Below are 11,796 nucleotides of genomic sequence, written 5' to 3'. Positions count from 1 at the left end.
GCCCCGATCAGGCGCAGGACCTCGTCGCAGACAGTTTCGTATTCGGCCATCATTCGCAGTAGGCTGGCCGCATTGGGTGCTGACTCCCCCGCCAGCCATGCCTCCACGGTCCGGGGAGTGGCCGCGATGCGGCGGGCAATCAGCTTGCACGCGCCTCGCTCCGGCACAGCGGCCCGCAGGCCCCGCGCCACCGACGCCGAGACTATCTCAGGCGTTATCTCTACGGTTGCGTTCATGGTTTTCCGAACTTCTTTGGGGCATTTCCACATGGTACTTCCTCCGCGCCTGTCGCACCTTTGACTGGCTCGGGGGAGCAGCCGCAGGCGGAAGCAGCGGGAGAGGACGGGAGGGGCCGGTTGACCCCGGCGGGCCAGTCGGCCCCTTCCGGAATGACGGATTCCAGTCGCCGCAGGGTGTTGGCTGTTGGGCTCCAACACGGGCTGTCGATGTGCCGGATTGTGCTTTCGTTCAGCCCGGCAGCATTTGCCAGCCGCTGAACACTCCAGTTCATGGCTCGGCGGTAGGCGCGGACGCGCTCGATGGATTGGTTTATAAACATGCCTTACGGTATCGCGATATATCGCGAATTGTCAAGCGTTCAGCCGCGATATGTCGTAGTATCGACCCGCGCCAAACGGACCTACACTCGCATGATGGACGAGCTAGACATCTGCCGTGAAAACATGCTCCGCGCCATGAGCGCAGCGGGGCTCAACCCGAATAGCTGGGCCAAAAAAGCGGGCGTCAGCGAAAGCGGGGTGCGTGGTTTTCTTAACGGCTCCGCCCCTAATATCAGCCTGGGATTTCTTGCAAGACTTGCCGCAGCGCTGGGATTACGGGCTGCGGATTTTCTCCGCCCAGATTTCCCCGGACTGGACCCGGAGCGGTTGACGACTGCGCTGACCCTAACCCGATCCGCTCTGGCAGACGTGGGGGTAGACCTCCCTCCAGCTGCAGAGGCAAGTCTCGTGCAGCTGGCCTATGCAGGGCTGGTTGAGGGCAAATCGCGAGCCGACCTCGAAAGGGGCATGCTTTTGCACCTTGGTCGCATCGGCGCCCAGTCAATGACTGGGTAAGAGCGCGGCGCATTGCACAATATATTAAATCCCGCTCGGACAAGCCATTATCGAATTTTACCACATTTATATGTGGGCGCTCGTTTATCAGCGGTTTTTTCAACGCCTTAATTACATCCCCCAAGGCAATCACCCATATGCTAGCCTCCGCTTTAGCCCCGCGCGGGCACGAGCGGCGGACAGTTAGACCTTATCAATCTGATTGGCCGGGGGTGTTGACGCACCTTTGGGCGATACGGGCGGGAACCCGTGTTGTCCCTCCGCTCGGAACCTACCTAGGCGGGTGACGGTGGGGATGTTACGGGCAGAATCATTAATGGATTATTACCCAAAGGTCGGATGCACGATCCCCCGATCATAAAATTCGCAATATATCGCGATTTTCAGTTGACGATCGTTTTATATCGCGCCACCATCCCCTCAGATGAACGGCACCGCCGCATTCAACCACCTGAGGGGACGCGATATGGCTTACCTCGACTGCACCGCCAGCCCGGTTACCGATGACGGGGTATTGATCCAGCAGATTGACCTGCGGGTCGATGTGTCCGCCGCCACCGACGTCGGCATCCTGACCGGAGAGGTCAGCATCAACGGTCTGGCCGTTGACTTCACCGACAGCACCGGCAAGACCCGCTGGTCGGAAGTCACCGGCCCGATGCGCGACGCCCTGACCGCCACCCTGCAGGCCGACAACGGGTTTCAGGACCGCGCATGGTCAGCCCTGATGGAAGCCGGAGAAGCCCCGGATACCGAGGCCCGGCACATCCGCCACCAGATCGCCTATCACCACTTCGCCGCCGCATAGCGGCCCTGTTTCGGGTTGCCACCCCTTCCTGGGCTCCCGTGCCTGCGGTGTGCCTGAACAGTGCCCCTGATGCTGCCCGCCCTGTTCCCGGATGCATCAACGGGGCGGAATCAGTCAAACCCCGGTGGCGTAATGATTGCGGGGAAATCAAGGGAAACGGCGCGGTGACGGCGTGACGGTCTGAGGGGTGGCACACGACACCCCCGCCCCGGTGAAAGGCCGGGCCCCGCAGCAGCGGTGAGCGCATCCCAACTGCCCATGATCCCGCATGGCATGGGCAGGGCCGGGACGCAGGGGATGCGCTCTCCGGTGCGGCGGAACAGCGGTGAAGTGAAGGGCAACGCCCGACTTCCAGCGGAGAAGCCTCCGTAATTTACCGCCCGCACCCCAAAACACAGGGCACCCCTCCCCCGCCCGGAAGGGGGTGGCAGCAATGCCGGGATGGCCCATCCCATACCCTCACCGATCTCCCCCCGGCGCCGCAGCGGTTCTGCGGCAGAGGTATCCGGCGGCTGGCCGGTCCGCCGGCATAAAACCCCGGTGCGGCTGATCCCCCCGAGCTTCGGCCGACCAGCCCCCCGATACCTTCCGACATCAACGACGCAACCCCGCAGCCACCCCGGCCCGCGAACGCCCCCGGCTTACCTGACAGGATGCCCCGCCGATGACGACGACCAGTTTTGACCCCCGCCCGGGCGACCGGGTGCTGAACGGCGGCGAAGTTGTCACCGTCACCATGGTGCCCCACTGCGCCGAATACCGGGGGCAGGTGCTGGTACAGGGCCACACCGGCAAGCGCCTTGTCCCCCTGCTGGCCTGCCTGCCCCTGCCGGAAACCGTTGTTTCCCTGCCCCGGGCCTGACCGATTCCCAAGCCCCCCTTCCCTTCTTCTCCCCCCGCCGCCGCATCGACCTGCACACGATGCCGCCGCCTGTCTGACCCAAAGGACACACACCCGGATGCCTGAACAGCCCCTTACCCCCGCCGATGCCCTGTTCCCGGCTGCCGTGATTGGCCACAACGCCGCCCCGCCGGATGCCAACCCGATCCGCGACCGTCTGGTGGTGCAGTATGCCGACCTGACCAGCCGCCGCGATGCCCTGCTGGCTGCTGCCGACCGCACCCCGGCGGTGATTGAGGATGACGAAACCGCCGGACGGATCGCCGATTTCGTTAAACAGATTCAGGCCTGCGGTAAGACGGCGGACACCGCCCGGGTAAGCGAAAAGGCCCCCTATCTGGAAGGCGGCAAGACTGTTGACGGCTGGTTTAAAGGCATCACCGATCCGCTGGCCGGGGCCAAGACCCAGATGGAACGCCGCCTGTCCGCCTACCTGAAGCAGAAGGCCGATGCCGAAGCCCGCCGCCGTCAGGAAGAGGCCGCCCGCGCCGCCGCCGAACGGGCAAAGGCGGAGGAAGAGGCCCGCACCGCCGCTGCCGCCATGCGCACGGATGCCGACCTGTCCGCCGCCCTGTCGGCGGAAGAAGAAGCCCGCGCCAAGGCCGAGGCCGAGGCACTGGCCGCCAAAGCCACCGCCGCCAGCGCTGCCGACCTCAGCCGCACACGGGGCGACTATGGCAGCACCACCAGCCTGCGGGCGGACTGGACCTTCCGCGATCTCGACCGCGCCACGCTGGATCTGGAAGCCCTGCGCCCGTACCTGCCGATGGATGGGCTGGAAAAAGCCGTCCGTGCCTTCATCCGGGCCGGGGGCCGCAGCCTGACCGGCGCGGTCATCGAGCAGGATTTCAAGGCGGCCGTCCGCTGATCCGCCCTGCTGACTCCAGACTCTCATCTGATGCCGCTGCCGGTCCTGGCGGCCCTGCCCTGAAAGCCCTGATTATGACCCAGAAATCCCCCACCCCGATTGACCTCGAAGTCGGCAAGCGCATCCGCCTGCGCCGCATCCTGCTGGGCCTGACCCAGCAGCAGCTTGCCGCCAAAATCGGCGTTTCCTTCCAGCAGGTGCAGAAGTACGAACGCGGTCTCAACCGCGTATCCGCCAGCCGGATGGTCCCGATTGCCGCTGCCCTTGGGGTGACCCCGGCGTGGCTGATGCAGTCAGACACAGGCGCACCGGCGGGCATCGGGCCTGTGGCGGATGACCCGCTGATGGATACGGATAACCTCTTGCATCTACAGTCGCTGCTGCGGCTGCCCCCGGCACAGCAGGCCAGTGTCCGCGCGCTGGTCAACACCATGGCGGGGGGCTGAGCCGATATGCAGCTGCTGAATTACATCACCGACCGGGGCTATACCGTCACCGTTCTGGTGTCGCCCGACCACCCCGACGCCCGCAACCCGACAGCGCGGGTACAGGCAAAGCACGGGCCGCACTGCTTCCGCTGGCGCACCCTGAACGGCCGGAAACTGCACCGTGCCCACAAGGACCGGCCCCCCATGCGGGAGGTGCGGGGATGACCCATGCCCACACCTCCGACCGCCGCCGGATTGAACTGGCACTCTTTCCCCGCCTGTTCCTGCGGTGGATGAAGGCGGCCAACGAGGGCAAGGACAGTGATATCGCGATCCTGCAGGCGCTGACCGATGCCGAGGCAGAGGCGATGGCCGCCGGAAATCTCGCACAGCGCCTGCGCCGCCTGAAACGGCTGGAAACCGCCCTGACGCAGCCGCTGGAAGCCAAACCGCTGCCGCTGTGCTTCATGGCCTTCGCCTTCGCCCTGCGCGATGAGCTGGCCGCCGGAACGCTGGTGCTGCGCGAGGGGTCAGCCTTCGACCGGGCCTATGAGGGGATCCGGGATGCCCTGCTGCAACACGCCGATGACCCCGACGTTATAACCGAAGGCATGGCGGACGAGGCCGAAACCATCGCCGTCACCCTCCGCGCCACCTGCCGGGCCCACGGCTATTTCAGGGATTGCTGATCATGTCTGACAAAGACATCTACATTAATATCCATAAGCCGGTGGAAGTCTGGCGTCGCAATGAATCGAAAGAAGTTGTCGAAATAATTCCAGCGAGAGTTATTGGCATCATTAACCGCAAAGAAGCTGTCGTTGCCTATAAAGGTTACAAGGACGAAAAGATTTCCACTTTCTATTCAAATGGGGAGGCCACCCGCCATGATGATCGGTGCTTGTTGCTGAGAAACGCACCGAAGCGGCTTGAGGGCTGGATTGTTGTGTCCCCCCGCATGACCGCACACGGTGACCGGTCGGCAATTCCCCGCGTTTTTCAGGATAAAGACGCCGCGCTTGCCGTTGCAAAACAACTCCCCGGTACCGTGGCCCCCATCAAGTGGGAGGAACCCCAATGATGACGGCTTTCTCAAAGGGCACAGGCGATGCGCCGTGGTAGATACCGACCGACACGGACGCAGCGCTGCCCACTGCCGGGCCGGGAAGACAGACCTCAACCGCGAAATAGTCCACGGACGATGCAGCGGTATTTTCCACCGTGCTCCGTAATAGTATAAGGTGCCATTCGACCAAATCCCCGTGGTACCAGCGTCTGATAAACCGGTGCCATACGGGTACCAGGCGGTCACCTGAATGGCGGAAAACCGTCGGGAATGGCGCCCGTATCAATGAAGCAGGATCAAGTGATTAAGCCTGACAAATCAACGCATTCCCTCCCCCGCCGCCTCTCTGTCGCGCCGATGCTTGATTGGACGGACCGCCATTACCGCATGTTCGCCCGCGGGCTGACCCGGCGCACGCTGCTGTATACCGAGATGGTGGTGACCGGGGCGATCCTGTTCGGGCAGCGTCCGCGCTTTCTTGACTATGACGCGCGGGAAAACCCGCTGGCCCTGCAGCTTGGCGGCTCTGATCCTGCCCAGTTGGCCGAGTGCGCCCGCATTGCCGAAGAGTGGGGCTATGCCGAGGTCAACCTGAATGTCGGCTGCCCGTCTGACCGCGTCTCGTCCGGGCGCTTCGGGGCCTGCCTGATGGCCGAGCCGGAGCTGGTCGCCGATGGCGTCAAGGCGATGCAGGATGCCTGCGGCCTGCCGGTGACGGTCAAACACCGGCTGGGCATTGATGATCTGGACAGCTACGATCACCTGCGGCGGTTCATCGACACGGTTTCCGCCGCCGGATGCCGGGTGTTCATCATTCACGCCCGTAAGGCATGGCTGAAAGGCCTGTCACCGAAAGAAAACCGCGAAATCCCGCCGCTGCGCCATGATGTGGTGCACCGCGTCAAGCAGGACTATCCCCACCTCGATATTGTCCTGAACGGCGGCCTGAAATCGCTGGAAGAGTGCCTGCCGCACCTGACGGACCTGCAGGGCTGCATGATCGGACGGGCTGCTTATGAGACCCCTTATAGTCTGGCACAGGCCGATCAGCTGATTTACGGCGATCCCCATCCCCCGGTCAGCCGCCACGATGCCGTGCGCGCCTTTGTGCCCTACGTCGAAGCCCAGTTGCTGAAAGGTGTGCCCCTGCACAGCATGACCCGCCATATTCTGGGGATCTTTCAGGGCTTGCCGGGGGCACGGGCATGGCGGCGGCATTTAAGCGAGAATGCCCCGAAAAAAGGCGCCGATCTCGGCGTGCTGCTGGCAGCGCTGGCGCATGTGCCAGAACAGGGGGTGCCAGAGCAGGGTGTGCCAGAACAGGGGATTCCTGAAGACGTCCCGGCAGACCAGCAGCTGGCGGACTCAGCCCCATAAGCCCCCATAAGCCCCCATAAGCCCCCCCATAAACAATGATATCAGCAGACACCGGGACCCCCGGTGTCTGCTGGCCTCGGTAACTGACCGGTCAGCGGACCAGCTTCGGGTTCTCATCCCGGAAGGTGGTGGCCTCGCTGATCAGCCAGTCATAGAACAGCTGGGCTTTCGGGCGCAGCGGGTTGGTGCGGCTGCGGACCAGATGATACGATTTGCCTGCCGGGATCGCCGTGTCAAACGGACGGACCAAAGCCCCGGACCGCATTTCATTCAGCACCAGACTGCCCCGCGCCAGTGCCACACCCTGCCCGCGTGCAGCAGCATCCAGTGCCAGTGTGCTGTGACTGAACCGCAGCTCTTTCGCCGGTTTCAGGGTTGCGGCCCCGGCAGCCTCCAGCCAGTGCGGCCAGCTGACATATCCGCCCTGCGTTTCGCTGAGCTCGTCAACGATCACCGTCTGCATGCTTAAATTGGCCGGGGCTTTCAGCACCATGCGCAGCAGCGGCCCGCAGACCGGAAACACCCAGTCCTCGAACAGGCGCTCCGCCTTGTTTTCAGGTGCAGCCTCCGGCGCGGTGATGGTGCGGACGCCCAGATCAATCTCCGCCATATCAAGATCGATCACCGCCGCCTCAGCCTGCACCCGGATCGGTACATCCGGGTACTGGGCCATGAACCCTTCGAGACGCGGGGCCAGCCATTTGGCGGCAAACGCCGGAGGCACGGTGATGGTCACCGGGGCCTCCCGCGCCGGGCGCACCCCTTCCACCGCCCGGGCGATGCGGTCAAACGCATCACTCAGGCCCGGCAGCAGGCGCCGGCCAGCCGCCGTCAGTTCCACCGCCCGGTGGTGGCGGATGAACATCGACACGCCCAGGGCCTCTTCCAGCCCCTTAATCTGGTGGCTGACCGCTGCCGGGGTCACCGCCAGTTCCTCAGCCGCCTCAACAAAGCTGCCGTGCCGGGCAGCCGCTTCAAAAGCACGCAACGCATTCAACGACGGTAAACGACGTTTCATGGTCCCTCCTGTCCCAGAGATAGGAAACCTATCTCTCATCCCCATACTGAACAGAACCGCACACCTGCCAAATATATCTGGCCGGTGATATTGGCCGGTAAGAGCCCATTCCCAAGCGGTACAGAATCTAACACAGGGCCCAACCCTGAAAAAAGTCATTCCTGCCCGCGGTAACACCGCATACGCACATTTATTTACTGCATTGCCATAAAAAAGCCCGGCTCCACCGTTTATGGAGCCGGGCCGGGAACAAGAACAATTACAAAAACGGACATAAAAATTGTCAGACCATTCTCTCTCAGGTCAGCAGACCGGTCAGCTTTGCGGCCAGCCCTTTCGAGCCATCAACCTTGATCTTGCCCAGCGCGAACGCGACCATCGCATCCATTTTACCGTCCATCAGTTTTTCGAGATTGGCGGCGGTGATGATGATGGTGGTATCGGCGGGGCCATCTTCGCGGCTGATCACCGCCGGGGTCTGGGTGGCATCGATTCGGAGTATACCTTCGCCTTTAAGGTCGAACTTAACCACCGCCCGCAACGCCCCGATGTTGGGCAGAACATCACGGATCCGGTCTTCAATAACGGCAATGGACATGATCTGGCCTCCCGTCCGGCACGGCCCGCCGCAGCGGGGAGAAATGCCGTACTGCTTTGATTTTTATTAAAAACCGGCCAGAAACTGCGGGGCTTCCGCCGGGGTCTGAAACCGTTGTAACGCAGAGTGACGCATAGGTAAACAAAATATCGGAAAGGGAATACGCACACCCTGCGATAGACAGCCCGGCCCGGCCCGGCCCACACTGCGCCCGCTTCCGCCCATCAGACAGCAAGGGGCCACGATGCCGACCCTGTTTTACATCATCGGCCCATCCGGGGCTGGCAAAGACAGTCTGATCGACCGGTGCCGCGCCGCGCTGCCGCCAGCGACACCGCTGGTCTTCGCCCACCGTTACATCACCCGCCCGGTGGATGCCGGGGGCGAAAACCATATTGCCCTGACCACGGCGGAATTCGCCACCCGGCAGGCCCATGGCGCTTTCTGCCTGCACTGGGACGGCAACGGCCTGCACTATGGCATCGGCACCGAAGTACGGAGCTGGCTGGCGAACGGGCTGTCGGTGGTGGTCAACGGCTCACGCGGCTATCTGGATCAGGCCGCGGCCCTGTTCCCTGACCTGAGACCGGTTCTGATCACCGTCACGCCCGAGGTTCTGCGGGGGCGGCTGGAAAACCGGGGCCGCGAAACCGCCGACGAGATTGAGCGCCGTCTGGCCCGGGCCGCCGCCTTCAGCGTCGATCATCCCCGGCTGATCCGTATCGACAATTCCGGCCCGCTGGATCAGGGGGCGGCGGCCCTGCGGGCAGTGCTGCTGGCGACAGACTGACCCGCAAACAGCCGGGCCATTTTCAGACAAAGATGGGGTCCGGCCTGTCTGACCGCTCGAGGAGAGACAAAAAAGGTGCGACAGGGGACCCCGTCGCACCTTTTCGCCTGTCTTCCCCGCCCCTCAGGTCGGCATGCGTGGCCGCAGGCGGCGGGCCTGCGCCAGCAGCGCGAACGGCCCCGGCAGGTGGCTGAAGGTTTTCTCCACCTTTTTCTGAATCGACTGACGGGTCTTGATCGCGGCCACCATACCATCAAGGCGGCGGTGCAGATAATTCCAGGTCTCCACCGACTCTTCGCTGCTGTCATCCAGCCAGTACAGCAGGGTGGCGGCATAAATGCCGGTCAGTGACGCGCGCTTGGTATACCAGTTGAAGTCATTGGACCGGTCCCCGGCAGCCCGCCAGATGGCATCCGCCGTGCGGGCCGTGGCAGCGGCGGCCCGGGTCAGGTTGGTCGGCAGGGCATAGACCGACAGGGCACGGCGCACCGCTTCCTTATGATCCTGCCAGCGCATCAGACGGGCCTGTATCACCTTGAACAGCCGGTCGCGCACCTTGTCGCCATCGGTCAGCAGGGCCTGTGCATCATCGGCCATCCGCACATCGGCAAGGCGGGTGAAATGCTCCACCGCGTCAATCACCCCATGGGGGAACAGCCGCTCCGGGACCGAAGCGTCAAAGTCGCAGTCCTGCGCGGCATGGCGCAGGGCGCGCAGGCTCCAGCCATCAAAGGGAATGTGCGCCAGCGCCGCCAGCACCAGCTGATCACGCATGTCATCAAGGGTCAGGTCGGTCATAGCCCCACTCCTTTCCATCAGGTCGCCGCACCCTTCCTGAGTTCTTCGACAAAGCCGAAGGTGGTCAGGTCGGTCATGCGCATGGGATACAGGATGCCGTCGAGATGGTCCACCTCGTGCTGCACCACCCGGGCATGAAAACCCCGGGCCTGTACGTCAACCGGGCGGTTGTCAGTATCCACCCCCCGGTAGCGGATCACCGCCGGGCGCGTCACCCTGCCCGCCATACCGGGCAGCGACAGGCAGCCTTCCACCTGTTCCGCCGTCTCCTCGCCGATCGCCTCAATCACCGGATTGATCAGGGTGGTCAGCGGCACGGCAACCCCGTTGTTGCGGTCCGGCGGGGCAAAGAAGAGGACGATCCGCAGCGGCACATAGACCTGCGGCGCGGCCAGCCCGACGCCGCCCGCATCGCGCAGGGTATCCTGCATGTCAGCGACCAGACGGCGGATCTCCGGGCTGGTCGGGTCTTCGACCGGCTGCGCCGCAGAGCGCAGGACCGGGTGGCCCATGCGGGCAATTTTCAGAATAGCCATAGTGAAGACTATGGAGTGGCACTGACCCGCCGTAAAGGGGTACAATACCCGGATCAGGAAAGCCGTTGCCCGCCCGAACAGGCGGAAAAACCGATGGCTGACCGATATTCCGGTTCACAGACCCGGGGCACCGTGGTATAGAACCGCCCTTCGCGAGTCTGCGGTCTGCAAAGATCTGTGGGCTTCGCGGTCGGATCACAGGGTCCGCGGGCAACCGTGTACCCTCCCAACCCTGCCGAGAGGGGGTGACTGTAGTGCAGGTTCTCGTTCGTGACAATAACGTCGATCAGGCCCTCAAGGCCCTGAAGAAGAAGATGCAGCGTGAAGGTATCTTCCGTGAAATGAAGCTGCGTCGTAGCTTCGAGAAGCCGTCCGAAAAGAAGGCGCGTGAAGAGGCGGAAGCCGTTCGCCGCTCCCGTAAACTGGAGCGTAAGCGTCTGGAGCGTGAAGGCTTCTAAGGGTTCCTGATCGCGCCCTGTTACGCATTCCGTAACGGGCACGAGAGTGCACTCTTGAGACCAAGGCCTGCCCGGGTTCCCCGGTGCGGGCCTTTGTTTTTTGCTCTGGCCGGACCGGCACCGCCCCTTTACGCTGGCAGGGACTGCCCCCTGCCGGAGCGTAGCGCAATGCCCACCCCCGTGAACACCACCCCCGTGAACACCACCCCTGTTGACCTCTCCCTGCTGGGCGGCTGGATCGGGCGCAGCGAAACCGCCACCGAGACCCTGACGCCGGAACTGGCCCGCCGCTTTGCCGCCACACTGGGCTGCCGGTGCGACCCGGCCCCCGGGGCTGCCGCCCCGCTGCTGATTCACCTGTGCATCGCCCCGCCTGCCGCCGCCATGGATGAGCTTGGCCGCGACGGTCACCCGGCCAAGGGCGGGTTCCTGCCGCCGGTGCCGCTGCCACGCCGGATGTGGGCCGGTGGTGCCTTCCGCTTTCACGATGCCCCACGCATCGGCGAAGACCTCACCCGCCGCTCCACCGTCACAGACATTACGCTGAAACAGGGCCGGACCGGCCCCCTGTGCTTTGTCACCGTCGAACACGACATCACCGGTGGCGATGCCCGCCCCCTGCTGACCGAGCGGCAGGACATTGTCTATCGCGGCGAAGCCGCCGACACTGCGGTCAAAGACGCCCCGCCCCCTGCCCCGGCGGGGGCGCGGCAACGGCGGATCACTCCGACGCCGACCCTGCTGTTCCGCTATTCAGCCCTGACCTTCAACGGCCACCGCATCCACTACGACGCACCCTATGCCCGGCAGGTGGAAGGCTACCCCGGGCTGGTGGTGCATGGCCCGATGCTGGCGACGCTGCTGTGCCACTTCGCGGCAGAGATCAACGGCCAGCCCCCGGGGGCTTTCCGCTTCCGCAGCCTGTCGACACTGTTTGATGATGCCGCCTTTACCCTGCACGCCACCCCGGACGGCGACGGCCTGCGCCTGTGGGCCGCCCGTGATGGCGGCCCGGTGGCGATGGAAGCGTGGGCGGGGGGCTCCACCCCGTGAGAGAGAGAAGGGCATGAAAGG

Annotated in this window: 16 protein-coding genes; 12 read left to right on the top strand and 4 right to left on the bottom strand. The window is 63.9% G+C overall.

Translation table 11 applies throughout. The features are described 5' to 3' along the window. The first annotated feature begins 650 nt into the window (after positions 1–650). The 9 genes from G365_RS0114100 (at position 651) to dusA (ending at position 6,524) form a co-directional block, all read left to right on the top strand. Entirely contained in the window at positions 651–1,076 is a 426-nt protein-coding gene (locus tag G365_RS0114100; RefSeq protein ID WP_019646175.1) for a helix-turn-helix domain-containing protein, read from the top strand. 466 nt (positions 1,077–1,542) lie between these two features. Further along, positions 1,543–1,884: a hypothetical protein gene (locus G365_RS0114095; RefSeq protein WP_019646174.1), complete on the top strand. Its 342-nt coding sequence runs from the start codon at positions 1,543–1,545 to the stop codon at positions 1,882–1,884. Between the two features lie 664 nt (positions 1,885–2,548). After that, positions 2,549–2,746 carry a hypothetical protein gene (locus G365_RS0114090; RefSeq protein WP_019646173.1) on the top strand — a complete coding sequence of 66 codons (198 nt, stop codon included), beginning with the start codon at positions 2,549–2,551 and terminating at the stop codon, positions 2,744–2,746. A gap of 97 nt (positions 2,747–2,843) precedes the next feature. Then, a complete protein-coding gene (locus G365_RS0114085; protein ID WP_019646172.1) occupies positions 2,844–3,653 on the top strand; it encodes a hypothetical protein in 810 nt (269 codons plus the stop codon). A gap of 74 nt (positions 3,654–3,727) precedes the next feature. Beyond that, complete coding sequence (locus tag G365_RS24490) at positions 3,728–4,099, top strand: helix-turn-helix domain-containing protein (protein WP_019646171.1); 372 nt, start codon at positions 3,728–3,730, stop codon at positions 4,097–4,099. A gap of 6 nt (positions 4,100–4,105) precedes the next feature. Continuing rightward, positions 4,106–4,306, top strand: a complete 201-nt coding sequence (locus G365_RS0114075; protein ID WP_019646170.1) for a hypothetical protein — start codon at positions 4,106–4,108, stop codon at positions 4,304–4,306. Next, a complete protein-coding gene (locus G365_RS0114070) occupies positions 4,303–4,770 on the top strand; it encodes a hypothetical protein (RefSeq protein ID WP_019646169.1) in 468 nt (155 codons plus the stop codon). The genes G365_RS0114075 and G365_RS0114070 overlap by 4 nt, the downstream gene beginning before the upstream one ends. 2 nt (positions 4,771–4,772) lie before the next feature. Then, entirely contained in the window at positions 4,773–5,162 is a 390-nt protein-coding gene (locus G365_RS0114065; protein WP_019646168.1) for a hypothetical protein, read from the top strand. A 270-nt stretch (positions 5,163–5,432) separates the two neighbouring features. Further along, positions 5,433–6,524 carry a tRNA dihydrouridine(20/20a) synthase DusA gene (gene dusA / locus G365_RS0114060; protein ID WP_081628567.1) on the top strand — a complete coding sequence of 364 codons (1,092 nt, stop codon included), beginning with the start codon at positions 5,433–5,435 and terminating at the stop codon, positions 6,522–6,524. A 91-nt stretch (positions 6,525–6,615) separates the two neighbouring features. Here dusA and G365_RS21655 read toward each other — a convergent pair whose 3' ends face one another. Beyond that, the gene (locus G365_RS21655; RefSeq protein WP_169545158.1) at positions 6,616–7,542 is read right to left on the bottom strand and encodes a LysR substrate-binding domain-containing protein; all 927 of its coding nucleotides are present in this window, start codon (positions 7,540–7,542) and stop codon (positions 6,616–6,618) included. 298 nt (positions 7,543–7,840) lie between these two features. Then, positions 7,841–8,140, bottom strand: coding sequence for an SCP2 sterol-binding domain-containing protein (locus tag G365_RS0114050; protein ID WP_019646165.1), 300 nt, complete (start codon positions 8,138–8,140; stop codon positions 7,841–7,843). A 244-nt stretch (positions 8,141–8,384) separates the two neighbouring features. On the opposite strand from G365_RS0114050, the gene phnN reads away from it, so the two are divergent. Then, positions 8,385–8,930, top strand: a complete 546-nt coding sequence (gene phnN, locus G365_RS0114045) for a phosphonate metabolism protein/1,5-bisphosphokinase (PRPP-forming) PhnN (protein ID WP_019646164.1) — start codon at positions 8,385–8,387, stop codon at positions 8,928–8,930. A gap of 123 nt (positions 8,931–9,053) precedes the next feature. Here the strand turns inward: phnN and G365_RS0114040 are convergent, their stop codons facing one another. Together G365_RS0114040 and def are read right to left on the bottom strand one after the other, a co-directional pair. Next, the gene (locus G365_RS0114040; RefSeq protein ID WP_019646163.1) at positions 9,054–9,728 is read right to left on the bottom strand and encodes a COQ9 family protein; all 675 of its coding nucleotides are present in this window, start codon (positions 9,726–9,728) and stop codon (positions 9,054–9,056) included. Between the two features lie 17 nt (positions 9,729–9,745). Next, the gene (gene def / locus G365_RS0114035) at positions 9,746–10,264 is read right to left on the bottom strand and encodes a peptide deformylase (protein ID WP_019646162.1); all 519 of its coding nucleotides are present in this window, start codon (positions 10,262–10,264) and stop codon (positions 9,746–9,748) included. 254 nt (positions 10,265–10,518) lie between these two features. Between def and rpsU the strand changes: the two genes are divergently transcribed. Then, entirely contained in the window at positions 10,519–10,722 is a 204-nt protein-coding gene (gene rpsU / locus G365_RS0114030) for a 30S ribosomal protein S21 (protein WP_019646161.1), read from the top strand. A gap of 168 nt (positions 10,723–10,890) precedes the next feature. Then, positions 10,891–11,775: an FAS1-like dehydratase domain-containing protein gene (locus G365_RS0114025; RefSeq protein WP_019646160.1), complete on the top strand. Its 885-nt coding sequence runs from the start codon at positions 10,891–10,893 to the stop codon at positions 11,773–11,775. The last annotated feature ends 21 nt before the right edge of the window (positions 11,776–11,796 follow it).

It is taken from the genome of Novispirillum itersonii subsp. itersonii ATCC 12639, assembly GCF_000381985.1.
Lineage (GTDB): Bacteria > Pseudomonadota > Alphaproteobacteria > Rhodospirillales > Rhodospirillaceae > Novispirillum > Novispirillum itersonii.
Note: the sequence above shows the minus strand (reverse complement) of the source record. Positions and strands in the feature narration are given on the sequence as shown.

What these genes read in the sequence shown, in the direction of transcription:
- G365_RS0114025 (WP_019646160.1), top strand. Translation starts at nt 10,891, where the DNA reads ATGCCCACCCCCGTGAACACCACCCCCGTGAACACCACCCCTGTTGAC.
- G365_RS0114050 (WP_019646165.1), bottom strand. Translation starts at nt 8,140, where the DNA reads ATGTCCATTGCCGTTATTGAAGACCGGATCCGTGATGTTCTGCCCAAC.
- G365_RS0114040 (WP_019646163.1), bottom strand. Translation starts at nt 9,728, where the DNA reads ATGACCGACCTGACCCTTGATGACATGCGTGATCAGCTGGTGCTGGCG.
- G365_RS0114100 (WP_019646175.1), top strand. Translation starts at nt 651, where the DNA reads ATGATGGACGAGCTAGACATCTGCCGTGAAAACATGCTCCGCGCCATG.
- G365_RS0114095 (WP_019646174.1), top strand. Translation starts at nt 1,543, where the DNA reads ATGGCTTACCTCGACTGCACCGCCAGCCCGGTTACCGATGACGGGGTA.
- G365_RS0114090 (WP_019646173.1), top strand. Translation starts at nt 2,549, where the DNA reads ATGACGACGACCAGTTTTGACCCCCGCCCGGGCGACCGGGTGCTGAAC.
- G365_RS0114085 (WP_019646172.1), top strand. Translation starts at nt 2,844, where the DNA reads ATGCCTGAACAGCCCCTTACCCCCGCCGATGCCCTGTTCCCGGCTGCC.
- dusA (WP_081628567.1), top strand. Translation starts at nt 5,433, where the DNA reads ATGAAGCAGGATCAAGTGATTAAGCCTGACAAATCAACGCATTCCCTC.
- G365_RS24490 (WP_019646171.1), top strand. Translation starts at nt 3,728, where the DNA reads ATGACCCAGAAATCCCCCACCCCGATTGACCTCGAAGTCGGCAAGCGC.
- def (WP_019646162.1), bottom strand. Translation starts at nt 10,264, where the DNA reads ATGGCTATTCTGAAAATTGCCCGCATGGGCCACCCGGTCCTGCGCTCT.
- G365_RS0114065 (WP_019646168.1), top strand. Translation starts at nt 4,773, where the DNA reads ATGTCTGACAAAGACATCTACATTAATATCCATAAGCCGGTGGAAGTC.
- G365_RS0114075 (WP_019646170.1), top strand. Translation starts at nt 4,106, where the DNA reads ATGCAGCTGCTGAATTACATCACCGACCGGGGCTATACCGTCACCGTT.
- G365_RS0114070 (WP_019646169.1), top strand. Translation starts at nt 4,303, where the DNA reads ATGACCCATGCCCACACCTCCGACCGCCGCCGGATTGAACTGGCACTC.
- G365_RS21655 (WP_169545158.1), bottom strand. Translation starts at nt 7,542, where the DNA reads ATGAAACGTCGTTTACCGTCGTTGAATGCGTTGCGTGCTTTTGAAGCG.
- phnN (WP_019646164.1), top strand. Translation starts at nt 8,385, where the DNA reads ATGCCGACCCTGTTTTACATCATCGGCCCATCCGGGGCTGGCAAAGAC.